The sequence below is a fragment of the Ruegeria sp. PrR005 genome (assembly GCF_010500245.1).
Lineage (GTDB): Bacteria > Pseudomonadota > Alphaproteobacteria > Rhodobacterales > Rhodobacteraceae > Ruegeria_B > Ruegeria_B marisflavi.
In genome coordinates this window covers 1-23,557 of the sequence record NZ_JAAGOX010000004.1, presented here as the reverse complement: position 1 = coordinate 23,557, position 23,557 = coordinate 1, and the positions used below count along the sequence as shown (strand labels likewise).

Annotated in this window: 24 protein-coding genes; 9 read left to right on the top strand and 15 right to left on the bottom strand. The window is 63.9% G+C overall.

What is annotated here, in order from left to right; all coding sequences use genetic code 11:
• Window positions 1–60: 60 nt before the first annotated feature.
• The 3 genes from G0P99_RS02960 to G0P99_RS02950 are packed head-to-tail and all read right to left on the bottom strand — an operon-like array spanning window position 61 to window position 2,710.
• The gene (locus G0P99_RS02960; RefSeq protein ID WP_164127558.1) at window positions 61–1,017 is read right to left on the bottom strand and encodes a site-specific tyrosine recombinase XerD; all 957 of its coding nucleotides are present in this window, start codon (window positions 1,015–1,017) and stop codon (window positions 61–63) included.
• A gap of 3 nt (window positions 1,018–1,020) precedes the next feature.
• Window positions 1,021–2,553, bottom strand: coding sequence for a hypothetical protein (locus G0P99_RS02955; RefSeq protein ID WP_164127556.1), 1,533 nt, complete (start codon window positions 2,551–2,553; stop codon window positions 1,021–1,023).
• A complete protein-coding gene (locus G0P99_RS02950) occupies window positions 2,543–2,710 on the bottom strand; it encodes a hypothetical protein (RefSeq protein WP_164127515.1) in 168 nt (55 codons plus the stop codon). The genes G0P99_RS02955 and G0P99_RS02950 overlap by 11 nt, the downstream gene beginning before the upstream one ends.
• Window positions 2,711–2,771: 61 nt before the next feature.
• On the opposite strand from G0P99_RS02950, the gene G0P99_RS02945 reads away from it, so the two are divergent.
• Both G0P99_RS02945 and aroB read left to right on the top strand, forming a co-directional pair.
• Window positions 2,772–3,359: a shikimate kinase gene (locus tag G0P99_RS02945; RefSeq protein ID WP_164127554.1), complete on the top strand. Its 588-nt coding sequence runs from the start codon at window positions 2,772–2,774 to the stop codon at window positions 3,357–3,359.
• A 1-nt stretch (window position 3,360) separates the two neighbouring features.
• The gene (aroB, locus tag G0P99_RS02940) at window positions 3,361–4,473 is read left to right on the top strand and encodes a 3-dehydroquinate synthase (protein WP_164127552.1); all 1,113 of its coding nucleotides are present in this window, start codon (window positions 3,361–3,363) and stop codon (window positions 4,471–4,473) included.
• A gap of 12 nt (window positions 4,474–4,485) precedes the next feature.
• Here aroB and G0P99_RS02935 read toward each other — a convergent pair whose 3' ends face one another.
• Window positions 4,486–5,556, bottom strand: coding sequence for a site-2 protease family protein (locus tag G0P99_RS02935; RefSeq protein ID WP_164127550.1), 1,071 nt, complete (start codon window positions 5,554–5,556; stop codon window positions 4,486–4,488).
• A 15-nt stretch (window positions 5,557–5,571) separates the two neighbouring features.
• Window positions 5,572–6,111 (bottom strand): single-stranded DNA-binding protein, encoded by a 540-nt coding sequence (ssb, locus tag G0P99_RS02930; protein WP_164127548.1) that lies wholly within the window; start codon window positions 6,109–6,111, stop codon window positions 5,572–5,574.
• A 205-nt stretch (window positions 6,112–6,316) separates the two neighbouring features.
• On the opposite strand from ssb, the gene G0P99_RS02925 reads away from it, so the two are divergent.
• The 5 genes from G0P99_RS02925 to G0P99_RS02905 all read left to right on the top strand — a co-directional run bounded on the left by G0P99_RS02925 (window position 6,317) and on the right by G0P99_RS02905 (window position 10,704).
• Window positions 6,317–6,895: a lytic transglycosylase domain-containing protein gene (locus tag G0P99_RS02925; protein WP_164127546.1), complete on the top strand. Its 579-nt coding sequence runs from the start codon at window positions 6,317–6,319 to the stop codon at window positions 6,893–6,895.
• Window positions 6,896–7,000: 105 nt separating this feature from the next.
• Window positions 7,001–7,981, top strand: a complete 981-nt coding sequence (dctP, locus tag G0P99_RS02920; protein WP_164127544.1) for a TRAP transporter substrate-binding protein DctP — start codon at window positions 7,001–7,003, stop codon at window positions 7,979–7,981.
• 47 nt (window positions 7,982–8,028) lie between these two features.
• Window positions 8,029–8,526, top strand: a complete 498-nt coding sequence (locus tag G0P99_RS02915) for a TRAP transporter small permease (protein ID WP_164127543.1) — start codon at window positions 8,029–8,031, stop codon at window positions 8,524–8,526.
• Window positions 8,523–9,797: a TRAP transporter large permease gene (locus G0P99_RS02910; protein ID WP_164127541.1), complete on the top strand. Its 1,275-nt coding sequence runs from the start codon at window positions 8,523–8,525 to the stop codon at window positions 9,795–9,797. Before G0P99_RS02915 ends, G0P99_RS02910 begins: the two co-directional genes overlap by 4 nt.
• Window positions 9,798–9,801: 4 nt before the next feature.
• Window positions 9,802–10,704 carry an oxaloacetate decarboxylase gene (locus G0P99_RS02905; RefSeq protein WP_164127539.1) on the top strand — a complete coding sequence of 301 codons (903 nt, stop codon included), beginning with the start codon at window positions 9,802–9,804 and terminating at the stop codon, window positions 10,702–10,704.
• 171 nt (window positions 10,705–10,875) lie between these two features.
• Here G0P99_RS02905 and G0P99_RS02900 read toward each other — a convergent pair whose 3' ends face one another.
• The 10 genes from G0P99_RS02900 to G0P99_RS02855 all read right to left on the bottom strand — a co-directional run bounded on the left by G0P99_RS02900 (window position 10,876) and on the right by G0P99_RS02855 (window position 22,201).
• Window positions 10,876–12,966, bottom strand: coding sequence for a molybdopterin oxidoreductase family protein (locus tag G0P99_RS02900; RefSeq protein ID WP_164127537.1), 2,091 nt, complete (start codon window positions 12,964–12,966; stop codon window positions 10,876–10,878).
• A gap of 71 nt (window positions 12,967–13,037) precedes the next feature.
• Entirely contained in the window at window positions 13,038–14,198 is a 1,161-nt protein-coding gene (locus G0P99_RS02895) for an ABC transporter substrate-binding protein (protein WP_164127536.1), read from the bottom strand.
• A 32-nt stretch (window positions 14,199–14,230) separates the two neighbouring features.
• Entirely contained in the window at window positions 14,231–16,114 is a 1,884-nt protein-coding gene (locus G0P99_RS02890) for a long-chain fatty acid--CoA ligase (RefSeq protein ID WP_164127740.1), read from the bottom strand.
• Between the two features lie 17 nt (window positions 16,115–16,131).
• Complete coding sequence (locus G0P99_RS02885; RefSeq protein WP_164127534.1) at window positions 16,132–16,905, bottom strand: ABC transporter ATP-binding protein; 774 nt, start codon at window positions 16,903–16,905, stop codon at window positions 16,132–16,134.
• Entirely contained in the window at window positions 16,902–17,666 is a 765-nt protein-coding gene (locus G0P99_RS02880; RefSeq protein WP_164127531.1) for an ABC transporter ATP-binding protein, read from the bottom strand. The genes G0P99_RS02885 and G0P99_RS02880 overlap by 4 nt, the downstream gene beginning before the upstream one ends.
• Window positions 17,663–18,760: a branched-chain amino acid ABC transporter permease gene (locus G0P99_RS02875; protein WP_164127529.1), complete on the bottom strand. Its 1,098-nt coding sequence runs from the start codon at window positions 18,758–18,760 to the stop codon at window positions 17,663–17,665. Before G0P99_RS02875 ends, G0P99_RS02880 begins: the two co-directional genes overlap by 4 nt.
• 4 nt (window positions 18,761–18,764) lie before the next feature.
• Window positions 18,765–19,640 carry a branched-chain amino acid ABC transporter permease gene (locus G0P99_RS02870; RefSeq protein WP_164127527.1) on the bottom strand — a complete coding sequence of 292 codons (876 nt, stop codon included), beginning with the start codon at window positions 19,638–19,640 and terminating at the stop codon, window positions 18,765–18,767.
• Between the two features lie 81 nt (window positions 19,641–19,721).
• Window positions 19,722–20,750: a zinc-binding dehydrogenase gene (locus G0P99_RS02865; protein WP_164127525.1), complete on the bottom strand. Its 1,029-nt coding sequence runs from the start codon at window positions 20,748–20,750 to the stop codon at window positions 19,722–19,724.
• 19 nt (window positions 20,751–20,769) lie between these two features.
• A complete protein-coding gene (locus G0P99_RS02860) occupies window positions 20,770–21,405 on the bottom strand; it encodes a TetR/AcrR family transcriptional regulator (protein WP_164127524.1) in 636 nt (211 codons plus the stop codon).
• Between the two features lie 181 nt (window positions 21,406–21,586).
• Window positions 21,587–22,201, bottom strand: coding sequence for a hypothetical protein (locus G0P99_RS02855; RefSeq protein ID WP_164127522.1), 615 nt, complete (start codon window positions 22,199–22,201; stop codon window positions 21,587–21,589).
• Between the two features lie 423 nt (window positions 22,202–22,624).
• Between G0P99_RS02855 and G0P99_RS02850 the strand changes: the two genes are divergently transcribed.
• Window positions 22,625–23,170, top strand: coding sequence for a hypothetical protein (locus tag G0P99_RS02850; RefSeq protein ID WP_164127520.1), 546 nt, complete (start codon window positions 22,625–22,627; stop codon window positions 23,168–23,170).
• The gene (locus tag G0P99_RS02845) at window positions 23,113–23,520 is read left to right on the top strand and encodes a tyrosine-type recombinase/integrase (RefSeq protein ID WP_164127518.1); all 408 of its coding nucleotides are present in this window, start codon (window positions 23,113–23,115) and stop codon (window positions 23,518–23,520) included. Before G0P99_RS02850 ends, G0P99_RS02845 begins: the two co-directional genes overlap by 58 nt.
• The last annotated feature ends 37 nt before the right edge of the window (window positions 23,521–23,557 follow it).

The window sequence follows — 23,557 nt, the reverse complement described above, 5'->3', positions numbered from 1 at the left end:
GTCCTGAAACTTGTTGATGTGGCATCCGTTATGGGGTTCGGCCCGCATCCGATCAAGGGGTCAGTCGGAATCCCGCGACTTTGTTCGCGCCAGCGGATGGTGCGACAACACCAGTTCCGCCAGCCGTTCGTCCAGCACATGGGTGTAGATCTCGGTCGTTGCCACGTCGGCATGGCCCAACAGGGTCTGAATGGTCCGCAGATCGGCACCATTGGCCAGCAGGTGGGTGGCAAAGGCATGGCGCAGCGTGTGGGGTGTCACCTTGCCGGGGTCGATGCCGCCCGCCACCGCAAAATCCTTGATTAGCAGGTAGAACGCATGGCGCGTCAGGTGGCCGCTCTTGCCGCGCGAAGGAAACAGATGAGCGCTGCGTGCCTTGCCCTTGGCGACCGCCTCGTCTTCGGCCGCATCACGGGCGGCAAGCCAAGTCGCCAGCGCCGCACGGGCCGGAGGGGACAGCGGCACCATACGCTCCTTGCCGCCCTTGCCGCGCACCAACAGCATCCGCGGATCGCCACGCGCGGCTGAGACTGGCAGCGACACAAGCTCGCTCACCCGCATGCCCGTGGCATAGAGCACCTCCATCAGGCAGATGTTGCGCAACCTGTCAGCCTCGGTCCGGCCCGATTGACGGGCCGCATCGAGCAGGCGGTCGACCTCGACCACCTCCAGTGTCTTGGGCAGGGATTTCAGCCGTCCGGGCCCCCGGATCTGGATCGCCGGGTTATCGCCGCGCCAGCCTTCCTCAAAGGCAAAGCGGTACAGTTGCTTGATCGCCGACAGGCGCCGGGCCCGGGTGGAGCGGGCCAGCCCCTGGGCGTCGCACTGGATCAGATAGGCTTCGACCATGTCACGGTCGGCTTCGGCAAAACCGGTGCTGCGCTGTTCCAGGAACGCGGCGAAATCCATCAGGTCGCGGCCATAGGCCAGCAGCGTGTTGGTGGCGGCCCCCAACTCGGCGGCCTGCGCTTCCAGAAAGGTCGAGATCCAGCGGTCCGGACTGGCGGGCGCGGTCATGGCTCAGTTCCGGTCCAGCAGAATCAGTTGCAAGGCGGCCCGGCGCGCGGTGTCTTCCAGGCCGACACGACGGAACAGGGCCAGCGCCATCGCCAGATCGCCATGATTGCCCTGGGCGCCGCGCGCGAACCGGTCCATCCCTTCCAGGATAGCCTCGCCCAGATGCCCTTCGTCCAGCATCAGTTCCAGCTCCGGCGACAGCCGTGCGTCGGGCGAGAACCCTTGCGCAATCGCGGCGGCGCGTGGCGAGGGCGGCAGCACATTCCCCGGCTCTCCCTTGGCCAAGGCCGCAAGAAAACCCGCCTCGGCGTCGGTTCCGACCGGTGCGCGCGCCGCGACCTCGTAATCGGGGGACAACAGCCGTATCCGCCAGGCAAGCGCGGCCGCCTTGGGATCGGTCAGCGCCTGATTGGCCAGCGCCTCGGCAAACAGATGGGCAAAGGGAACTTCCAGCCGGGCCTGTTGCATCGCCAGCCAGACAATCGGCAGGGTTTTGGCCACCGCCTCGGAGCTGTTTGAATTCAGCGCGGTCTCGAAGCGTTGCAAGGCGGTAACCCGGTCCCAGATGCCACCGGAGGCCGCCGGCGTCCTTTGAGTGTAAAGACCCAGCAACTGGTTCGGGGTCAAAGCTCCGATCCGGGTCAGGCGTTCGGCCGCCTCCAGTTGCGCCTTCCAGCCCGCCAGGTCGCGCAGATCGGCGTTGGCGAAGGCGCGCGGCAAAGAGGCCGTGGCCATCGGCTCTCCGATCGCCTCGAACAGGCGAAAGGTCAGAGGATCTGGGCGCGAGGGCCGTTGCGGCGGCGGTAGATCCTCGAAGATTTCGGGGCTGAGAAACCGGTCGAGCAGATCGAGCGACGCCGATGGCAGCAGCTCGAGCGCATGCGCGGCTTCGAGCGTCAGCGCGGCCGAGGTCCAGTCGCCACGCCGCGCGGTGCAGAAGATTTGCGCGCCATAATCGGGCGCCAGGTGAGGCTGAGCCACCAGCGCCGCGCAGCTGCGATCCTCGTCCCCGGTCAGCAGGGTCGCGTTGAACCAGCGGCCGAACCGCTCGGCCGTGTCGGTCGGCCCGGCCAGTTGTACAAGGGCCTGCGCGGGGTCCACCGCACCCAGTTGCATGAGCCGGTCCAGACGGGCCAGCAACAGGGTTTCCCCCGCCTCGGCCGATCCGTGCGGCGGGCGGGTTTCCGACAGCAGAAGGGTATAGAGCAGCGTCTGCATGGCCGGGTTGTCGCGAACCGGTACGTTCATCAGCCGCTCTGCCAATTGCCGCGCGTCGCTGCGCTGCCAGAGATCCACGGGCAAGCCCGTCACGCTTGACGCCACCAGCCCCAGGGGCGGGGCCAGAGATTCCAGTGGCGTCACCTCAATCTGCGGCTGTTGGCCGCTCTGGGTCACGGGCGGCTCCAACAGAACCGTCCCCGGCAGATTCGCCGGCGGCGGCGTGTTCAGCCAATCGATGACGGACAGGGGCTCCTGGGCCTGCGCCAGCCCGAGACCGGGCAGGGCCAGCAGTAAAACGACCAACCTAGTCGGCATTCAACACCACCGGTTGTCGTATCTCCTTTTGTGGCGAGGAAAAATCGACGCCAAAGAAGGGACCCACATAGGCATAACCGACCAGGCCGATGATACTCAGACACACGATGTAAATCACGAGTTTGACCAGACGACCCATCATTTGAAACTGCCTCATTTCTTTGTTTTGACCAAGTTATAACTGGCCTTTTTCACAAGATCACGTCATTCACGGTGGAATGAAGCAAATTGAGCATAACTCAGCCCAAACAAGGGGCACCACGCGGTCTGTTCTGCGCAAGACCGTGGTGATGGTGGGTATGATGGGGGCGGGAAAAACCGCTGTCGGCAAGGCTTTGGCGCAAAAACTGGCGGTTCCCTTCCTCGATAGCGATGCCGAGATCGAAGCGGCCGCAAACATGTCGATTCCCGAGATATTCTCGCGCGATGGCGAGGCATTCTTTCGCGAAAAGGAAAGCATGGTGATCGCCCGGCTTCTGGATGGCAGCCCTTGCGTGCTGTCCACGGGCGGTGGGGCCTTCCTGGCGCCTGCGAATCGCCAGATGATCTCCGAACGCGGCGTTTCGGTCTGGCTCAAGGCGGATCTAAGCGTCTTGTGGAGCCGGGTTCGGCACAAGGATACCCGCCCCTTGCTGCGCACACCCGACCCGCGTGCGACCTTGCGCGCGCTTCACGATGCACGGGTTCCGATCTATGCCGAGGCCGATCTGACCGTGGTGTCGGATGCCGTAACCTCGATCGAACAGATGGCCGACCGGGTTATCGAAGCCTTGCAGTCGCGGCCGGACGTATTGGAACTGACCTGAGATGAAGAATACCGTGCATGTGGCGCTTGGGGCGCGCAGCTATGATGTGGAAATCGGGCCGGGCCTGCTGGCCGAGGCGGGTGCACGCATCGCGCCGTTGATGAAACGGCGCCGGGTCTGCGTGCTGACCGACGAGACGGTGGCACGTCTGCATCTGGAGGCGCTGCGCGACGGCTTGGCCGCCGCCGGGATCACGATGGAGGCTCTGGCGCTGCCGCCCGGTGAGGCTACCAAAAGCTGGCCGCATCTGGAACGCGCGGTCGATTGGCTGCTGGACCAGAAGGTCGAGCGTAACGATATCGTGGTGGCCTTTGGCGGCGGGGTGATTGGCGATCTGGCGGGCTTTGCCGCCGCCATTCTGCGCCGGGGTGTGCGGTTCGTGCAGATCCCGACCTCGCTTCTGGCGCAGGTGGACAGTTCGGTGGGCGGCAAGACCGGCATCAACGCGACCCATGGCAAGAACCTGATCGGCGCCTTTCACCAGCCCTCGCTGGTGCTGGCGGATACTTCGGTGCTGGGCACGCTGACGGCGCGCGATTTCCTGGCTGGCTATGGCGAGGTGGTGAAATACGGACTGCTGGGCGATGCGGCGTTCTTTGACTGGCTCGAAGCGCAGGGCCCGGCGTTGGCCGCAGGCGACATGACTGCCCGGGTCGAGGCGGTGACCCGCTCGGTTCAGATGAAGGCCGATATTGTCGCCCGCGACGAGACCGAGCAGGGCGACAGGGCGCTGTTGAACCTCGGGCATACCTTCTGCCACGCGCTCGAGGCGGCGACCGGCTATTCCGACCGGCTCTTGCATGGCGAGGGGGTAGCGATCGGCTGTGCGCTGGCGTTTGAACTCTCGGCGCGGCTGGGTCTCTGCTCGCAAGAGGACCCAAGCCGGGTGCGCGCGCATCTCAAGGCAATGGGGATGAAGACCGATTTGTCCGATATCCCCGGCGATCTGCCGGATGCGGTGGCGCTGGTCGATCTGATGGCGCAGGACAAGAAGGTGGTCGACGGGCAGTTGCGCTTTATCCTGGCGCGCGGCATCGGGAAGGCCTTCGTCACCTCGGACGTGCCGCGCGCGGCGGTGCTTTCCGTGCTTGAGGATGCGCTGGCAACCTGTTGAAAAAGGGGGCGTTTACCGCCCCTGGATCACCATCAGTTCGCCCACATTCTCGCGGGTGACATAGCCCAGCATCCGCCCCTCTGATGTGGTGACCGCAACCGCGGGTGCCCCTTTGTAAAGCGCGTCCAGAACCGTCTCCAACCCGCTGGAAAGCGGCACCTGCGGGATGTCACGCTCCATCACGGTTTCCGCTGAATCCGAGCGCGGATGGTCCGAGGCCAGCGCCGCGAACAGCCGTGCCCGTGTCACGAACCCCAAGAGTTGCCCATCGCCATCCAGCACCGGAAACTCATGCTGGGTGGTATGCAGCACCGCCTGCGCGGCGGTGGCCAGCGTGTCAGTCGGGCCCAGTGTCTCGAACCGGGTGATCATTGCGTCGCGCGCCAGCAGGCGGCGGGTCACTGCGCGCATGGCGACATCCTGCGCCTCGGCATTGGCGGCGATAAAGACAAAGACCGCGATCAGCACCAGCACCGGGTTGCCGCCGCTCAGCCCGGCAAAGCCGAAGAGCAGCGCCACCAGCTGCCCGGCGGCGGCCGCGATCCGGGTGGCGCGTACCCGGTCCATGCTCAGGCTGAGCGCCGCACGCAGAACGCGCCCGCCATCCATCGGAAAGGCGGGGATCATGTTGAACACCGCCAGGAACAGATTGACCATCGCCAACCGGGACAGGAAATCGGGCTCGGCACTGTCGATGGCCGTCAGCGTCTCCAGCCTTGTATCGACGCCGAGCAGGGTCAGCACGATCCAGATCGCGACATTCACCGCCGGGCCGGCCAGCGCCACCACGATCTCTTGCCCCGGTTTCTCGGGCATCCGGTCCAGCCGGGCCAGCCCGCCGATGGGCAGTAACGTGATATCGGGGGTGCGGATGCCATAGCGGCGCGCGGTCAGGGCATGACCATATTCATGCGCCACCACACAGGCAAACAGCGCCAGCACAAAACCGGTGTTCTCCACCGCGCTCGGCCAGCCGCCCATCTGATAGGCGGAAACACCGATCCAGCCGATCAGCAGGAAAAAGGTGACATGGACCTTCAGTTCCGAGCCGAAGAGACGGCCGAGGGAGAAGGACCATGTCATGATTAGCCTCCGATCTTAGAACGGGATTTCGTCGTCGTCGATCCCGCCCGAGGTCGGTCCACGCCCGCGTCCGCCACCGCTGCCACCGCCCGAGGGGCCGCCGCCATAGGGATCGCCCGAGGGGCCGCTGTCATAGCCGCCATAAGGATCGCCGCCGCCCTGGCCGCCGCCATAGTTTCCGCCGCCACTGCCGCCGCCTTCGCCACGGCCGTCGAGCATCACCAGCGTCGAGCCAAAGCCCTGCAACACAACCTCGGTGGAATAACGGTCCTGGCCGGACTGGTCCTGCCATTTGCGAGTCTGCAACTGGCCCTCGATATAGACCTTGGACCCTTTGCGCAGGTACTGCTCGGCGACGCGGGCCAGACCCTCGTTGAAAATTGCGACCGAATGCCATTCGGTGCGTTCGCGGCGTTCACCGGTGTTGCGGTCTTTCCAGGTCTCGGATGTTGCGATTCGCAGGTTGCAGACCTTGCCGCCGTTCTGAAACGACCTCACTTCGGGGTCGCGGCCCAGATTTCCCACCAGAATGACTTTGTTGACCGAGCCAGCCATATGTTTCCCCGCTTTTTTCTCACTGTCTGATTCATGTGTCGCGAATCTCACCAAGACCCGCTGCGCAGACCCTACACGCGCCGGGCGGCAGAGGGAAACCGGAAGCGGCAGGCCGCCGATCCCGTCGCCCGGGTCTCGCAAGGGTTCCAATTCACGCCAAAGACCGTATAGTCCCGCGCGAGGGTTTAAGAACAGGTTACCAAGAATGCGCAGGCTTGTTTCCGGTTTTCTTATCGCGGCGGTCTCTGTTGCGGCCATGCCCGTGCAGGCGGATATGTTCTCCACCAAGAATCGGCGCGACATCTTTCAGAAACAGGCCAAGCTTCTGGATACCCGCGGCGCCAGCCAGTACGAGTCGTCGACCCGCCTGAAGCCGCCCTCGGCCCAAGGCAGTTTCGACAAGCGCTATGTCGGCAAATACAAGGGCGAGTATCTGCAAATGGCCCGCGACGCCGCGCGCCGACACAACGTGCCCGAGGATCTGTTCCTGCGCCTCGTGCAGCAGGAAAGCGGCTGGAACCCGCACGCCAAATCGCACAAGGGCGCCATGGGCCTGGCACAGCTGATGCCCGATACCGCCCGGCGCCTGGGGGTCGATCCGAAGAACCCTTATGAAAACCTGGACGGCGGCGCGCGCTATCTGTCGCGCCAGTACACAAGGTTCAAGTCCTGGCGCCTGGCGCTTGCGGCCTACAACGCCGGGCCCGAGGCGGTCACCAAGCACGGCGGCGTGCCGCCCTACGAGGAAACCCGCAACTACGTCAAGGCGATTTGGGGCAGCTGAGGGCACGGGCCAGCGGCCCCGTTCCTGATATTCCACAATGTGCATAAGGTCTTGCGAAATGGGACCGTCGCGATAGTCTCGCTCCACAATTGGGAGGAGAGAGATATGATGAAGACATTGCTGGGCACCGCATTGGGCCTGACCCTGATGGCAACGACCGCCAGTGCCACCGAAAAGATGCGCATCTCGCTGCAATTGCCGCTGAAGAGCCACCTGGGCCAGAACCTGCAACTGTTCGAGAAAGAGGTCGAGGCCCGCACCGGCGGCGCCATCGACGTCGAGATCTACGACAGCGCCACGCTCTACAAGGACAAGGAAGTGCCCGCTGCCGTCGGCTCGGGTGCGATCGAGGCCGGGGTGGCCTCCTTGACGCGCTATGTGGGGGATGCGCCGGTGGTCGATGTCTTCTACATGCCCTTCCTCTTCAACTCCGAGGACAAGGTGCGCGCTGCCGTCGCCGAAGGCAGCCCGATCCGCACCGCCATCGAGGCCGAGGTGGCCAAGACAGGCGGCCAGATTCTGTTCTGGCAGGCCTATGGCGGCGCGGTGATGCTGTCGCAGGGCGGGCCGATCAAGACGCCCGAGGACCTCAAGGGCAAGAAGGTGCGGGTATTCGGCAAGACGCTGGGCGATTTTGTCACCGCCGCTGGCGGGGCGCCGACACTGGTCTCCGGCTCGGAACAATACCTGGCCTATCAGCGTGGCACCGTCGATGTCGGCATGACCGGCGTCTCCGGCGTCAAGTCGCGCAAGCTGTGGGAGGTGATGGACACGATCACCGTGACCAACCATGCCGATATCGAGTTTGTCGTGGTGGTCAACACCGACTGGTGGAACGGTCTTTCGCCCGAGATCCAAGGCCAGATCCGCGAGGCCGCCAGCGTCGCGCAAGAGGATGTGCGCAACCGCATGTCCGAGATCGAGGCCGAAGCCTATGCTGCCGCCAAGGAAAACGGCATGACAGTGGTCGAGCTCAGCGACGAGGACCTGGCCGCCTGGAAAGCCGTGGCGCAGCCGGTCTATGACGCTTACCTTGCGGCCACGGGCGATGCGGGCAAGGCGATCCTTGACGCCGCAGGCAACTGAACCTGACCATACCGGGCGGCTGGCGACAGCCGCCCAAGGGATTTGCCATGATGCTGGTTACCACCATCTCCCGCTGGGCGGGCGTCTTTGGCGCTTGCCTGCTGGCGGCCACCGGCGCGATGTTGACCTATGAGGTCGTCGCGCGCTATTTCTTCGTGAAACCAACGATCTGGGCGGCAGAGCTCAGCCAGCTCTGCCTGATCTGGGGCTGCCTGCTGGCGATGGCCTGGGTGCTGAACATGCGCCGCCATATAACGGTGAACGCGGTCACCGACCTGTTGCCGCCGGCCGCGCAAAGGCTTTGCGTGGTGCTGTCGTTGCTGGCGGTGATCGTGTTCTCGGTCATCGTCACCATCTGGGGCTGGGACATCTTCCATGACAGTTTCGTGCGCGGCCGCACCACCGGCTCGCTGCTCGACTTGCCGAGTTGGGTGGCCGAGCTTTCGGTTCCGGTCGGGTTCGCCCTGTTGACAGTACAGGCGCTGGTCGAACTGGCCAGCCTGCGCCACGGCGACATCGCCTCATTGGGAAGCAGCCACGAATGACCATCGTCCTGATCCTTGTCTGTCTCTTCGCGGTGCTGCTGATCGGCGTGCCCGTTGCCTTTGCCCTGGGTGGACTTGGCCTTGGCATGCTGATCCTGGGCGGGTTCTCGCCCCTGATGGCGCCACAGGCGGTGCTCTCCACGCTCGACGGGTTCATTCTGCTCGCCGTGCCGCTCTTCCTGCTGATGTCGAACATCCTGCTCAAGGGCGGCGTCGGGCGCGATCTCTTTGCCGCAGTGCAGGCCTGGGTCGGGCATTGGCCCGGTGGGCTGGCGGTGGCCACGATCCTCAGCTGCGGCCTCTTCGCCGCGATCTCCGGTTCTTCGGTGGCGACGGCCGCCACCATCGGCACGGTTGCCATCCCCGAAATGGTTGGTCGCGGCTATGACCGCCGTTTCGTCTATGGCCTCCTGGCCGCCGGTGGCACCCTGGGCATCCTGATCCCGCCGTCGATCCCGATGATCGTCTTTGGCTTTGTGGCCGAGGAATCGGTCATCGCCCTGTTCCTGGCCGGGATCGGCCCCGGCATCCTGCTGGTGGGGCTGTTCATCGTCTTTGCGATGATCCATGCGCGCTTCACCTCCAGCTATACGCCCATGCCCAAGGCCAGCGGGCCCGAGCGCATGGCCGCCACCTTTCGCGCGCTGCCATCGCTGGCGCTGGCGCTGCTGATCGTGCTGGGCCTCTATTCCGGCGCCTTTACCCCGACCGAGGCAGCGGCCGTCGGCTTTGCCGCCGCGCTGGTCATCACCGGGCTGGGTCTCCGGACCCTGACCTGGGCCAAGCTGTGGGAGGCCGTGCGCGACAGTGCGGTCACCACCACCGCGATCCTGCTGATCATCGCCGGGGCCAAGATCTTCGGCAAGGCCATCGCCCTCTACCGCATTCCTCAGGACATCTCGGCCTTTATCGCTGCCCATATCGACGGGCCGGTGGTGTTCATCCTGCTGGTCTCTGTCGTTCTCCTCCTGATGGGGCTGGTGTTCGAGGCGCTGTCGATGATCCTGATCATGACGCCGGTGCTGCTGCCGGCGGCGATGGCGCTGGGGTTCGACCCGATCTGGTTCGGCATCTTCATGGTGATCATGGTCGAATGCGCCCTGATCACGCCGCCGGTGGGGCTGAACCTCTATGTGATCCAGGCCGTAGCGCGGGTCTCGCTGGGCGAGGTGGCGCGTGGCGTCTGGCCCTTCCTGCTCCTGATGCTGCTGACGGTGGTGCTGCTCTACCTTTGGCCCGATCTCGCCCTTTACATCCCTTTCAAGTGGTAACCCGATGATACAAGCGCAAAAACTCCGCTCTCTCCTGGCCGAGGACCGTTGCCATGTGATGCCCTGCTGTTTTGACGCGCTCTCGGCCCGGCTGATCGCGCAGGAGGGCTATGAGCTGACCTTCATGTCGGGGTTTGCGATTTCGGCCAGCCGGATCGGCGCGCCCGACCTGGGGTTGATGAGCTATGGCGAGGTGGTCGATCAGGCCCGCAACATCACCGAGGCGGTCAATATTCCGCTGATCGGCGATGGCGACACCGGCTATGGTAATGCGATGAACGTGCGCCGCACGGTGACCGGGTTTGCCCGCGCGGGCTGTGCCTCGGTCATGATCGAGGATCAGCTGGCGCCCAAACGCTGCGGTCATACGCCCGGCAAGGCGGTGGTCGGGCGGGATGAGGCATTCGACCGCATCCGTGCTGCGGTGGATGCGCGCGAGGAACTGCGTGCCGCGGGCGGCGATATCCTGATCCTTGCCCGCACAGATGCACGGCATGAACACGGGCTGGCCGAGGCCATCGCCCGTGCCGAACGCTTTGCCCAACTGGGCGCCGACATCCTGTTTGTCGAGGCGCCGCGCAACGAGACCGAGATGCGGCAGGTTTGCGCCAATCTGCCCGGGCCCAAGATGGCCAATATCGTCGAAGGCGGGGAAACCCCGGACCTGCCCAATGCGGCGCTGCACGACATCGGCTATTCCATCGCCGCCTATCCGCTGTCGCTGATGGCGGTTGCGATGCAGGCGATGGTCACCTGCCTGCGGCAGATGCGGGGAGAAACGCGGACCGGGTTGATGGATTTCGCCGAATTGCGCCAGCGGATCGGGTTCGACGACTATTACAAGACGTCTGAACGCTATGCCTCGTCAAAACGCGACCACAGTCCGGCGCGCAGCGACGGGACCTGACCACCCGAGAGACAGGGCACTCCCGCCCGCTGAGATCGTTTTCTGACGAAAACGCCCCCAGCCGTTGGGCCGGGCGCCGCGCTCTGCGCGGCGCTGGGGGCGCTGCCCCCGTCGCGCGGGTGCGCGACTCCCCCGGAGTATTTCAAACCAGAAAGAAGCGCTATGGCGGTCTCAGACCGGATGCAGGGCCACGGGCAGGCCGTTGAAGGCGGCATTGCCGCTGAGCGGGTCGGTGCGGCTGTCATCGGTCAGGTCGTTGATCGAGACGGTGGCGGTTTGCGTGGCGGCGCTGAGACGGCCGTTTTTCTGGCCCCAGCCCTGGGGAATGGAGACCACGCCCGGCGCCATTGCCGGGGTGATCTCGACCGGCAGGGTGACCGATCCGGTGGCGCTCGTCACCACCACATCCGCCCCGTCGGAAAGACCCAGGCGGGCGGCATCCTCGGGATTGACCTCGACCGTGCAGCGGTTGCGGCCCTTGACCAGGCGCGGGCTGTTCTGGGTCCAGCTGTTGTGGCTGCGCACCTGCCTGCGCCCGATCAGGGCAAAGGGACGGGATGTATCCCGGTGGTCGGCCAGGGCCAAAAGGCGCGGCAGGTCGTCGAGAAAGGCGCCTGGCGCGAGGTTCAGCCGCCCGTCCGGAGTTTCCAGCCGGTCGCTCAGATTGGCCACCAGCGGGCCGAGGTCCATGGGGCGGCCCCGGGAACGCAGCCCGTCAAGCGTGACCTTGTCGCCATGAAACCCCTCGGGCAGCAGCATGCCCAGCACCTGCTCGGGCGCGGGGCCGATATGGTTGGCGCCGGTCAGCCGGGCGGCGAGCCGCGTGATCACCTCCCATTCGGAAGGGTTGCCGTGCGGCGGCGCAAAAAGTGCCGGGGCAAAGCCCACCGTGTTGCGCACCGCAAAGGTGTGGAACACCATGTCATACATGGGTTCCTCCAGCGCCACGGTCCCGGGCAGGATCAGGTCGGCATGCCGGGTGGTGTCGTTCACATGAATGTCGAGCGACATCATGAAATCGAGCCCCGTCAGCGCCCGTTCGATGCGCCGTCCGTTGGGCGCGGTCAGAACCGGGTTGCCGGCCACCGTCACCAGCGCGCGGATCTGGCCCGAACCGGGTGTCTCGATTTCTTCGGCCAGTGTCGATACCGGAAATTCGCCGTTATAAAGCGGCTGTCCCGAGACCCGCGAGCGGCGCTCGGGATAGGTCCGTGCCTTGCCCTTGCGCGAGGTCAGCCCGACATAGTCGAGCGCCGGCGTGGTGAACATGGCGCCACCCTCGGCATCGAAATTGGCGGTCACGATGTTGAGCGCATTGGCAGCCCATTGGCACAGCGTACCAAAGCTTTGCGTCGAGGCGCCCATGCGGGCGTAGCAGACGGCGCGGGGTGCTGCGGCGAAGTCGCGCGCCAGCCTGCGGATGGTCTCGGCCTCGATGCCGGTTGCCGCTGCGGTGGCTTCGGGTGTGAAGGGCTCGACCGCGTCTGTCAGCGCCTGCAACCCGTCGACCAGCGGCGCCAGGTGACCCAGCCGGGCAGGGCCGTCCACCAGGATCACATGGATCATCGACAGGATCAGCCAGGCGTCGGTCTCGGGGCGGATGAAATGATGCTCACCGGCGCGCTCGGCGGTCTCGGTCCGGCGCGGGTCGATCACCACCACCCTTCCGCCGCGCGCGCGGATCGCGTCCATGCGACGGCCATATCCCGGCGCGGTCATCATCGACCCGTTCGAGATCACCGGATTGCCGCCGATGATCAGCAGGAAATCGGTGCGGTCGATATCGGGGATCGGCATCAACATCGGATGACCCAGCATATGGATCGACGCCACGTGATGCGGGATCTGGTCGGCTGTGGCCGAGCTGAAACGGTTGCCGGTTCCGATTGCCTTGATCAGCGTCGGCAGGTTCAGCATGTTGCCGAACTTATGCGCGTTGGGATTGCCCAGATAGACGGCGACTGCATCCTGTCCGTGCGTGGCCTGCACCGCGCGGATACGCTCGGCGGCATGGTCGTACGCTTCGTCCCAGCTGATTTCCTCGAAATCGGTGCCGCGTTTCAGCAGGGGTTTCGTCACCCGGTCGGGATCGGTGCGGAAATCCTGCAAGGCCACCGCCTTGGGGCAGATGTGACCGCGCGACAGCGGGTCGTCCGGGTCCGGCCGGATCGACAGAACATCGCTCCCGTCATGGGTCACGATCAGGCCGCACATCGCCTCGCAGATGTTGCAGCTGCGGTACTGGACCATCGGCTCAGCCATCGGGGTATCTCCTGTCGGGTACGGCGGACACAAAGAGGGCGCCCGTTTGCCACGGACGCCCAGACCGAGGATTATTCCTCGTGAACTTTCTTCCAGCCGCCATTCTCGACCAGCAGCACATAGACCGAGTCCGCGCCCTGATGATCGTCCGGGCCATAGTTGATATGGTTGCCGACCAGGTCATCCTGATAGTCCAGCGTTTCCATCGCCGCGATGAAGCTTTCCTGCGTCAGGTCGCGGCCTGCGGCCTCAAGCGCCATCACCATCTGTTGCGCCGCGGCATAGCCCAGCATCGCAAATCCCTGCGGATCCTCGCCGGTTGCGGCCTTGTATTCCTCGATGAACGCCTTGACGACGGGCTCTTCGGCCCGCGCATACAGGTCTTGCCAGCTGGCCGCGGCATAGAAGCCCTCGGTCACGCCGCCCGGAACCTGCGCCACCACGGTCAGGAAGCTGGCCGAGGTGCCCATGAATTTCATGTCCGTGAGGCCCATCTTCTTGGCGGTGCCGACGATGGTGATCGCCTGGCGCACGCCCAGCGCGATGGTCACGATTTCGCAGCCCGATTCCTTGAGCTTGCTCAGCGAGCCGACAAAATCGGTCTCATCCGGCTTGTGCGTGGTCTCGGCGGCAAAGGTCAGCCCCGCTTCCTCGACCCCGGCCTTGGTGCCATCCAGGATCTCCTTGCCGAAATCGGTTGGCAGATACATGGTGCAGACGTTCTTGGCCCCAAAGGTGCTGGCCAGATATTTCACGCCCACCCGGCTCTGGTCGTAATAGCTCGAGAACGAGGTGAACTTGTTGTGCATCGGATCCTGGATCATCTGACGCGCCGCTGACAGCGGGGCGATGTTCGGAATGCCCATCGGATCAATCAGCTTGAACCCGGCCAGGTTCATCGGCGTGCCAAGGTTCTGCATCATCGCAAACACCTTGTCGCGGTTCAGCAGCTTGTTGAAGCCCTGCATCGCGCGCGGCATCTGATAGCCGTGGTCTTCGACCACATAGCGGATCTTGCGCCCGTGCACGCCGCCTGCGGCGTTGACCTTGTCGAAATAGACGTTGGCGCCCTTGGTCGCGGGCACGCCCACGGCGGCAAAGATGCCGCTCAGGTCGTTGACCGCGCCGATGACGATTTCATCGTCGGTCACACCCTGGGCCTGGGCGTTGGCCAGTGTCGCCGCCGCCGTCAGCGCCGATGCGGCGACCAGACGTTTGATGAGTGTTTTCATAGTTCTCCTCCCTATGGATAACCCATTTATCATTAGTACATATCTTCGATGAGATGTGCGTGTTTCTTTTCGACGAAACTGCGTTTCAGCTTCATCGTTGCGGTCAGTTCCTCGTCCTCCGCCGTCAGCAGCACGTCGATCAGGCGGAAATCCTTGATCTGCTCGACACGGGCGAACTCCTTGTTGACCGCCGCCACCTCGGCGGCGATCAGGTCCTTGACCTCCTGCGCCGCGCAGAGCGAGGCGAAGTTCGAAAACGGCACCTTGCGGTCCTGCGCGAATTTCTCGACATTCTCCTGGTCGATCATGATCAGGCAGGTCAGGTACTTGCGCTTGTCGCCGATGATCACCGCGTCCGAGATATAGTGGCTGAACTTCAGTCGGCTTTCGATCTCGGCGGGGGTGATGTTCTTGCCGCCTGCGGTGATGATGATGTCCTTGAGGCGCCCGGTGATGGTGACATAGCCCTCGGCATCGACCCTGCCGATGTCTCCGGTGCGCAGCCAGCCATCGGCGGTATAGGTCTCGGCGGTCTTTTCGTTATTGCGCCAATAACCCTTGAAGGTGTTGAGCCCCTTGACCTGGATCTCGCCTCCGTCGGCAATGCGCACCTCGATACCCGGAACCACCTTGCCGATGGTGCCGATGCGGTTTTCCTCGGGCGTGTTGATGGTGGCGATCCCGGCGGTCTCGGTCATGCCGTAACCTTCGACCAGCGGCACGCCAATGGACCAGTACCATTTCAGCAGCGCGGGCGAGATCGGTGCCGCCCCGGTGCCGCCCCGGCGCATCTTGTCCATGCCCAGCATCCGCCGCAGATTGCGCAGAACCAACCGGTCCCAGAACCAGAAATTCGCGGCCACACCGGCAGGAACCGGTTTGTTTTCAATCAGGTATTCGGCGCGCTTCATCCCCGCCTTCAAGGCCATGCCAAAGGCGGCGCGCCCGGCGGGCGTGGCCTCCTGCGCCATGATCAGCACCTGGGAATAGATCTTCTCCCAGACCCGCGGCACCGCCGTGAAGGTGGCGGGCGAGACCTCTTGCAGGTTGGCAAACACCGTTTCCGGGCTCTCGGCAAAGTTCACCGTGCTTTTCGACGCCAGCGGGAAATAGATCGACACGTCCCGCTCCAGGATATGGCAGAGCGGCAAGAAACAGAGCTGCTCGTCTTCGGGCAGGGTCGGCAACCTGTGCGCGCCAGCCTCGATGGCCGCCATGATGTTCTCATGGGTCAGCATCGCGCCCTTGGGCATGCCGGTGGTGCCCGACGTATAGATGAGCAGCGCGACATCCTCGGGCCGTGCCAGTGCGATTTCTGCCTCGAACGCGTCAGGTTCGTCCCGCTCTGCCTGGCGGCCGATCTCGTAGAGCCGGTCGATCATCAGACAGCGCGGATGATCCAGATCATGCAGACCCTCGTCCTCCAGGATGATCACGTTCAAGAGGCCGGGAACCTCGCCCTCGATCTGCATGAACTTGTCTAGCTGCTCTTCGTTCTCGACGATCAGGAACCGGCTGTCGCTGTCATTGACCAAATACTTCAACTGGTTGGCCGAATCGGTCGTGTAGACGCCCGAAGCGATGCCGCCGACCGCCTGAATGCCCATGTCGAAATAGGCCCATTCCTTGCGGTCCTCGCTCAGGATCGAGACGACCCCGCCCCGTTGCAGGCCTAGCTTGCGCAGGGCCAGCCCGATCCACTTGGCATGCTGCCAGTAATCGGCCCAGGAATAGGTCTTCCAGATGCCGAAATCCTTTTCCCGATGTGCGGTGCGATTGCCCAGTTCGGCGCAGCGCTTCTGGAACAGGCCGACGATTGTCGTCGTGCCATCGACCAGCACCGGGCGCTGGCCCGGCGTGGCGTTGAAACTGACGCCGTTGATCCGCGTCTGGGCGGGCAGGGTGCGTGTATCCATCTTGTCCACCTCTCCGGTTATCGCCATGTCTTCTTGCGTTTCCAGCGGCGGTTCTCCCGCGCGCCTTCCTCCTGAACCCCCAGATAGAAGTTCTGGATGTCCTCGGACGCCATCAGCGCCTGGGCCGAGCCGTCCATCACGATGCGGCCCACCTCCATCACATAGCCATGATGTGCCAGGTTCAGCGCCGCGCTGGCATTCTGTTCCACCAGCATCATCGTCATGTTCTGCTCTTCGTTCAACCGTTTGAGGATGGCAAAGATCTCCTGCACCAACAGCGGAGACAGCCCCAGGCTGGGTTCGTCCAGCAGCATGATGCGCGGGTTGGCCATCAGGCCCCGGCCAATGGCCAGCATCTGCTGCTGACCGCCCGACAGCGTCCCGGCCTCCTGGCCGCGCCGCTCCTTCAGGATCGGAAAATAGCTGAACACCAGTTCCCGGTCGCGTTCGATCTGCGCCTTGTCTGTGGCGGTATAGGCGCCTAGGCTCAGGTTCTCGTCCACCGTCAAGAGCGGGAACACCTCGCGTCCCTCGGGGACGTGCACGATGCCCTTCTGCACCACCTTGTGCGGCTCCGATCCCTGGATCTCTTCGCCGTCAAAGGTGATGGTGCCCTTTTCAGGGTCCATCACGCCCGAGATCGTCTTCATCAGCGTGGTCTTGCCCGCGCCATTGGCCCCCAGGATCGACACGATCTGGCCCGGCCGCACCTCCAGCGAGACTCCCCGGATCGCCATGATCGGCCCGTAAAAGCTCTCGATGTTGCGGATCTTGAGTATTGCTTCGCTCATGACGCCTTCCCCAGATAGGCTTCGATCACCGCCGGGTGCGATTGCACCTCCGCTGGTGTTCCCAGCGCCAGTTTCGCGCCATCGGCCATGGCCAGCACCCGGTCGCTCACGCCCGAGACCAGCCCCATGTCATGTTCCACCATCAGCACCGTGATCCCCATCTGACGGCGGATATCGTCGATCCACCAGCGCATGTCGGTGGTCTCTTCCACCGACAGGCCCGAGGCCGGTTCGTCCAGCAGCAAGAGCTTGGGGTCGGTCGCCAGCGCGCGGGCCACCTCGACCACCTTGCGCACGCCATAAGGCAGGCCCGCGATCATCTTGTCGCGATAGGCTTGCAGGTCGAGGAAGTCGATCACTTCCTCCACCTTCTCGCGGTTCTCCAACTCCTGCCGCCGGGCCGAGGGGGTAAAGAGGATCTCCGAGAACAGATTGGTGCGGCGGTGCCGGTGACGGCCGACCAGCAGGTTCTGCAACACGGTCGCATGCTCGAACAGTTCGATGTTCTGGAACGTGCGCGCCACCCCATATGCAGCCACGCCCGAGGGTTTGACCTCCAACAGGTTATGCCCGTCGAACCGGATACTGCCCGCATAGGGATCGTAGAACCGCGAAATCAGGTTGAACACTGTCGACTTGCCCGCCCCGTTGGGGCCGACGATGGCGAAAACCTCGCCTTCCTCGACCGAGAACGACAGGTTGTCGACCGCGGTCAGCCCGCCGAATTTCAGCGTGACATTTTCAATCTCGAGCAGGCTCATCTCAGGCGCTCCGTCTTCAGATAGGACTTCTGCCGCTTGAACATGTCCTTGCGGTAGAAGGGGAACAGCTCGAAGAACGTCCGTATCTTGAGCCATCGCCCGTAGATGCCCATCGGCTCGAACAGGATGAAAGCGATCAGGATCATGCCGAAGATGCCGAACTCCAGACCCGGTATGGCCACCGTGCTGCCTCCGAACACCGCGCCCACGTATTCCTTGGCGATCGACAGGAATTGCGGCAAGAACCCGATGATGATGGCGCCAAAGAACGCCCCGTGGATCGACCCCAGCCCGCCGATCACGATCATCATCAACAGCTCGATCGAGATCACAACGCTGAAGGTCTCGTTGTTGAACGCGCCCGCAAACAGGCCCATGAACGCGCCCGCCCAGCCGGTGACCATGCATGACAGGCCGAAGGAGATGGTCTTGGTCCGGGCAATGTCCACACCCATCGCCTGTGCCGAAACCTCGCTGTCGCGCACCGCGATGAAACTGCGCCCCAGCGGCGAGCGCAGCAGGTTGATATAGCCCAGTGTCACGATCACCGTCACCGCCAGCACCAGCCAATAGAACAGCATCGGCGTGCCCCAGCGGTCGATGGTCAGACCAAACAGGTCGATCCCCGCGATATACTTGCCCGACACGCCGCCGCTCCAGGGTTCGGTCAGCACGATGATGTCGTCGACCAGGATCGACATCGCCAGGGTAAAGATCGCCAGGTAGATGCCATGCAGCCGCAGCGCCGGAATGGCGACCAGCGCGCCGATGATCCCGGTGATCACACCGGCCAGCGGAAAGGCGAGGATGAACGGCACCCCGGCCTCAAGCAGGATCACGTTGGAATAACAGCCAAAGGCGAGAAAGGCCGCATGCCCCAGGCTCGCCTGACCGGTATGCCCGGTCAGCACCATCAGCCCCATCCCGGCGATGGCCCAGATCAGCACGTTGGTCAGCTCGCCCAGATAGAACACGTCCAGTACCCAGGGCGCGGCAAAGACCACGGCCAGCAGGATCAGGTAGAGGCTCAGCTGGTACCGGTCCTTCCAGGGGCGGATATCCTGCATGTAATCGGTCTTGAATACGATACGCATGGGCTCAGACCTTCTTGACTCGGACCTGACTGAACAGGCCGTGGGGACGGAAGACCAGCACCGCAAGCAGCAGCGCATAAGGCGCGATCTGGCTGTAACCGGCGGCGATATAGCGGCTGGCAAAGGGTTCGATGACGCCCACGATCAGCCCGCCCGCCAGTGCGCCCGGCAGGCTGCCGAACCCGCCGATCACGGCGGCGGCAAAGGCCTTGATGCCCAACAGGCCGGTCGAGGGATCGACCGATCCCTTGGCCGCGAACAGGATGCCGGCGATGGCCGCAACCGCGCCCGCCAGCGCCCAGATAAAGCCCTGAACCCGTTTCACCGGAATGCCCATGTAATAGGCCGCCAGCTGGTTCTGCGACGCGCCCTGCATGGCAAGGCCCAGCTTGGTGCGGCTGAAGAACAGGAACAGACTACCGGTCAGCAGCACGGTGACCACGATGACCGCCACATCCTCCATTCCCAGCACCAGCCCACCAAAGGCGATCTCGCGCCCGGCCAAGGGGTTCTGCAAGGTCTGCGGCTCGTGGCCCCAGATCAGACCGGCGACAAATCGGATGACGAAGCCCAGCGCGATGGTCAGGATCACCACCGCCGTCTGGCTTTGCCCAAACATGCGCCGGATCACCAGCCGGTCCAGCAGATAGCCGAGCCCGGCCATGATCCCGATCGAGATCGGCAGCGCCATCCAGAAGGGCAGGCCCATATATTCGGTGTTGGTCAACCCGATGGTGACAAAGGCGCCCAGCATCATGAAATCGCCCTGCGCGAAATTCACCGCCTCGGTCGCCTTGTAGATCAGAACAAAGCCAAGCGCGATCAGGCCATAGACACAGCCGTTCGCCAGCCCGCTGATCAGCAGCTGTACGTTATCCAAATTTTCCTCCCTGCGCCGGTATGTACCCCGGCGTCCCGTTCTTTTGGCCCGGCAGCGTGTCGGTCGCCGGGCCTCGCCTCACTATGGCGTGATCATCACCTTTCCGTCAGTCTTTTTCAGCGCCTCGGACAGACCTGACACAACGTCACGAAGCGGAAGGTAGCCTGACACATCGGTTTTCCAACGCCCGTCGGCAAAACGCGCCTGCACCTCGGTCACCACGCGCGCCTGATCGGCGGGCGGGGTGGTCATCATCCACTGGGTGAGCCAGAAGCCTTCGATTCGCTTGCCCATGAAAATCAGCTGACCCATCTGCGTCAGCACCGGCAATTCGGCGTCGAGCTTGCCATAGGACACCCAGCGCGCGCCGTTTGGCATGGCGGTAAAGATGCGTTCCGAGGTCTGGTCCGACACCGCATCCAGGAACACGCGCGGTTTCAGCGCCCGGCTTATGGCGGCGAACTTCTGCCCCATCTCGGGGTCCGAGGTGACCAGAACCTCGGCCGCGCCCAACGCCTTGAGCGGCTCCACCGCCTCGGCCCGGCGCACCAGCGCGATGGTTTTCAACCCCAGATCGCGGCCCAGCGACACCATCAGCTTGCCCAGCTGGCTGGTGGCCGCCGATACGACGAATGCCTCGCCCTCGGACCGCGCGATATCGACCATCGCCATGGCGGTCATCGGGTTGACGATCTGCGCCGAGCCGTCCTCGTCGCTGATATCGGGGCGCAGCGGAATGCACATCTGCGCCTGCGTCACCACATACTCCGCCCAGGCGCCGGACCCCGAGGCGATAAACGCGACCCGCTGGCCCACCAGCCCCTCGGCGCCTTTGCCCGCCGCGACCACGTCGCCGCAGCCCTCGAACCCCGCTGGCGTGCCCTTGACGCGCGGCTGGCCGTATTCGCCCTTGATGAAATGCAAATCGGACGGATTGACCGAGGCCATGCGCAGCCGGATCAGCACCTGTCCCGGTCCGGGTTTCGGCACCGCGATCTGACCCGGCTCCAGCCAGTCGGCGGCATCGTCAATCGCCGGGCCGGTGGCCTTGCCGGAATAGCCGTCGCCGGTTTGCAGCACGGCATACATCGTTTCGGGAATGTCGGTCATCATAGTCCTCGTCACAGGGTCAGGAGGGCAGGGCGCGCAGGCCCTGCATCGCAAAACGCACGATCTCTTCCGCGATCGCATCGTATTTCTCCGGCGTGTCGCCGGGGCGCGGGCGGAACCAGGCCACCGGCCCGTTCAGCGCGCTCATGAAGGTCTGCACCGTGATCGCCGGATCGGGACCGGCCCGCAGGCTGCCCTCGGCCAGCCCCATCGCCAGCAACTCGCGGAACCGCGCCTCATAGGCGTCGCGCCGGGCAATGTGCTGGGCCAGCGATTCCTTCTGGAAATCGGTCGTGGTGGTATAGCGCCGCATCAGCAAGCCGTCCTTCAGAACCAGCATGAAGGAGTGGTGTTGCAGCATCGCGTTGACATGGCCGCGCGCCATGGCTTCCAGCCGGTCCAATACCGGCAGATCTGCAAAATACCCCGGATCGGTCGCCTGAAAGACGATGTCCATGCCCCGGTCGCGCACCGCGTTGAACAGATCCATCTTGGACGGGAAATAATGATAGACCCGGCCCTTGGTCGCGCCGAGATGGCGCGCCACCGTGTCGATCGAGGTCGCATCGAATCCCCGGCTCTGGAAACACTCCGCCGCGGCCGTCAGCAATTCCTCGTACCGGTCGTTGCGGGCTGTGGTTGCAATCTCGGTCACGGGGCACGGCCTCCTCGGTTGGCATTGGCGACATACTCTCGGGTATGATCAAACATACCGACGGGTATGTCTGTCAACCGACCCAAACCGTGACGTGGCGGCAGGGTTTCGAATGCCGCACACCGCAGAAAACAAAAACCCCCGCCGCAGCGGGGGTTTGCAGGGGGGTGGACAGGTCCCGTCACATGCCGATCAAGGCGCGCAGCGCCTGGGCATGGACCGCGATGGCCTCGGGCGCCGACCGGATATCTTCGAGAATGCCCAGAATGCCGGTCTTGAGCGTCTCGTTCATCGAGCTGTCTTCGACGGCGGCAACCATGGTGTCATAGTCAAAGCCCGACTGCGTCAGCATGCCTTCGCTGTCCCAGCTTTCGACCAGTTCGCGGGCCGAGGCGATGGCCGCCGTGGTCTCCTGGTTCGCTGCGGCAATCGCGGTGCCCACCGCCTCGGTGGTGGCCTCGGCGGCGCTGCTTGCCGCTTCGCTCGCGGCTTCGGCTGCCTGCGATGCCGCCTCGCTGGCGGATTCGATGGCTTCCGCTGCGGCCTCGGCCGCGGTATCGCGAGCTTCGGCCAATTGCTCTGACGCTTGCTCGGCGGCGGCCTCGACTTCTGTCCGGGCGGTTTCAGCGGCTTGTCTGATCTGGTCGCCCAGCGTGGCCGTTCCGGGTTCTGCCGGCGTCACAACCGCCGGGGCCGACGGCTCGACAGCGGCTTCCTGGGGCTCGGTCCGGATCACAAGGAAATAGGCCGCAGCGCCGGCTGCTGCCGCTCCGAGAATAACGAGAATGCGTGTCATGAAGACCTCCAAGGCAATTCTGTGGTCTAGATGGAGGGGCCGGGTGCCCTCGGCTAGGGGGAAAACCCGCGCCTGTTCATCAACCGGCCCCGCCCGGCGCTTTTCCGCCCGGCCGAACTGATCCGTTGGGCAAGCCGCCGCCTCTGTCAAAGGAACGCGAGGCGGCGCATCGCGATCCCGCAAACAGAAAAGCCCTCGAGCAGGGCTCAAGGGCTTTTCATGGCTCCGGCGGTAGGGATCGAACCTACGACCAATTGATTGACAGGCGTTTGGTGTCAATCGGGCTTGATCGGGATATGATCCGTTAAATGCCTGAAAATAAGGTATTCTTGCACTCTGCAACAAAAAACAAGTTGGTCATTTTCGGCTTAGATCGTACTATATCGGGACTTAATGTTGCAGGGGATGTTGCAGAGGATCGCCATGCCCACGGCCAAGCTGACTTCCCACCCCGAGATCGCCAAGATCAAGCACCCCGACACGGGGACGGTTTTCTACTCGCACGACGGCGACGCTTTGAAGGGCATCCGCCTTGCTGTCGGTGCCCGTACGAAGTTGTGGATTCTGACGAAGCGGATCGACGGCAAGGTGCGCTCGATCAAACTCGGTGATTGGCCTGCTGTCGCGACGGGCGGGGCGGCTGAGGAGATTGCGAAGGCGAAGATCGCGGAACGTGAGACAGGGACGGACGCGAAATCGACCAACATCGCGTCACTGATGGATGCCTTCGAGTCCCACGTTGCCCGCTCCCACGCGAAGGAGGTGACAATCGCGACCTACCGCTTGCAGATCAAAAACCACCTGTCCGACCTGTTCGCGCGCCCGATTGAGCAGATCACCTTGCCGATGCTCGAGGACGCGCTGAAAGGCAAACCGCCCTCGACGGCGAAGCACCTCGTGCAGATCATCAAATGGCGTTCCGCCGTGCGGCTATCGTGCGGCGCTGCTTCGACGCGTCAGCCGACTTGAAGGTGACGCAGAAGCACAAGGCGTCAAGCGCCGTGCTGTTCGACCCGAAGGACAAATGGCCCGCGCTCGACCTGATCATGGACACGCGGAGCCTGATCACCCGCTCGGCATGGCTGACAATGCTGTTCACGGGCTTCCGCTCGATCAACGTGCCCACCCTGACCTGGGAGCAGGTTGATCTGAAAAAAAAGACGATCACCCTGTCCGAAATGAAGAACGGCCTGTCGCGGACGTTCCCCATCGCGGACGTGCTGATTGAGGCGCTGACCTTGCTGCCGCACCGCGAGGGATATGTGTTCCCAGCCGAGTCTGTTGATTTCCACCCAGAAGTGAGCCGGGCCGGCGGATAATTTCCACTGAGAACTGAGCCATGTGAACCTTTCCCCG

Excerpts from the sequence above, each read along its gene's own strand:
- G0P99_RS02960 (WP_164127558.1), bottom strand. The coding sequence starts at position 1,017 with ATGACCGCGCCCGCCAGTCCGGACCGCTGGATCTCGACCTTTCTGGAA.
- G0P99_RS02955 (WP_164127556.1), bottom strand. The coding sequence starts at position 2,553 with ATGCCGACTAGGTTGGTCGTTTTACTGCTGGCCCTGCCCGGTCTCGGG.
- G0P99_RS02950 (WP_164127515.1), bottom strand. The coding sequence starts at position 2,710 with ATGAGGCAGTTTCAAATGATGGGTCGTCTGGTCAAACTCGTGATTTAC.
- G0P99_RS02945 (WP_164127554.1), top strand. The coding sequence starts at position 2,772 with ATGAAGCAAATTGAGCATAACTCAGCCCAAACAAGGGGCACCACGCGG.
- aroB (WP_164127552.1), top strand. The coding sequence starts at position 3,361 with ATGAAGAATACCGTGCATGTGGCGCTTGGGGCGCGCAGCTATGATGTG.
- G0P99_RS02935 (WP_164127550.1), bottom strand. The coding sequence starts at position 5,556 with ATGACATGGTCCTTCTCCCTCGGCCGTCTCTTCGGCTCGGAACTGAAG.
- ssb (WP_164127548.1), bottom strand. The coding sequence starts at position 6,111 with ATGGCTGGCTCGGTCAACAAAGTCATTCTGGTGGGAAATCTGGGCCGC.
- G0P99_RS02925 (WP_164127546.1), top strand. The coding sequence starts at position 6,317 with ATGCGCAGGCTTGTTTCCGGTTTTCTTATCGCGGCGGTCTCTGTTGCG.
- dctP (WP_164127544.1), top strand. The coding sequence starts at position 7,001 with ATGATGAAGACATTGCTGGGCACCGCATTGGGCCTGACCCTGATGGCA.
- G0P99_RS02915 (WP_164127543.1), top strand. The coding sequence starts at position 8,029 with ATGATGCTGGTTACCACCATCTCCCGCTGGGCGGGCGTCTTTGGCGCT.
- G0P99_RS02910 (WP_164127541.1), top strand. The coding sequence starts at position 8,523 with ATGACCATCGTCCTGATCCTTGTCTGTCTCTTCGCGGTGCTGCTGATC.
- G0P99_RS02905 (WP_164127539.1), top strand. The coding sequence starts at position 9,802 with ATGATACAAGCGCAAAAACTCCGCTCTCTCCTGGCCGAGGACCGTTGC.
- G0P99_RS02900 (WP_164127537.1), bottom strand. The coding sequence starts at position 12,966 with ATGGCTGAGCCGATGGTCCAGTACCGCAGCTGCAACATCTGCGAGGCG.
- G0P99_RS02895 (WP_164127536.1), bottom strand. The coding sequence starts at position 14,198 with ATGAAAACACTCATCAAACGTCTGGTCGCCGCATCGGCGCTGACGGCG.
- G0P99_RS02890 (WP_164127740.1), bottom strand. The coding sequence starts at position 16,114 with ATGGATACACGCACCCTGCCCGCCCAGACGCGGATCAACGGCGTCAGT.
- G0P99_RS02885 (WP_164127534.1), bottom strand. The coding sequence starts at position 16,905 with ATGAGCGAAGCAATACTCAAGATCCGCAACATCGAGAGCTTTTACGGG.
- G0P99_RS02880 (WP_164127531.1), bottom strand. The coding sequence starts at position 17,666 with ATGAGCCTGCTCGAGATTGAAAATGTCACGCTGAAATTCGGCGGGCTG.
- G0P99_RS02875 (WP_164127529.1), bottom strand. The coding sequence starts at position 18,760 with ATGCGTATCGTATTCAAGACCGATTACATGCAGGATATCCGCCCCTGG.
- G0P99_RS02865 (WP_164127525.1), bottom strand. The coding sequence starts at position 20,750 with ATGACCGACATTCCCGAAACGATGTATGCCGTGCTGCAAACCGGCGAC.
- G0P99_RS02855 (WP_164127522.1), bottom strand. The coding sequence starts at position 22,201 with ATGACACGCATTCTCGTTATTCTCGGAGCGGCAGCAGCCGGCGCTGCG.
- G0P99_RS02850 (WP_164127520.1), top strand. The coding sequence starts at position 22,625 with ATGCCCACGGCCAAGCTGACTTCCCACCCCGAGATCGCCAAGATCAAG.
- G0P99_RS02845 (WP_164127518.1), top strand. The coding sequence starts at position 23,113 with ATGGCGTTCCGCCGTGCGGCTATCGTGCGGCGCTGCTTCGACGCGTCA.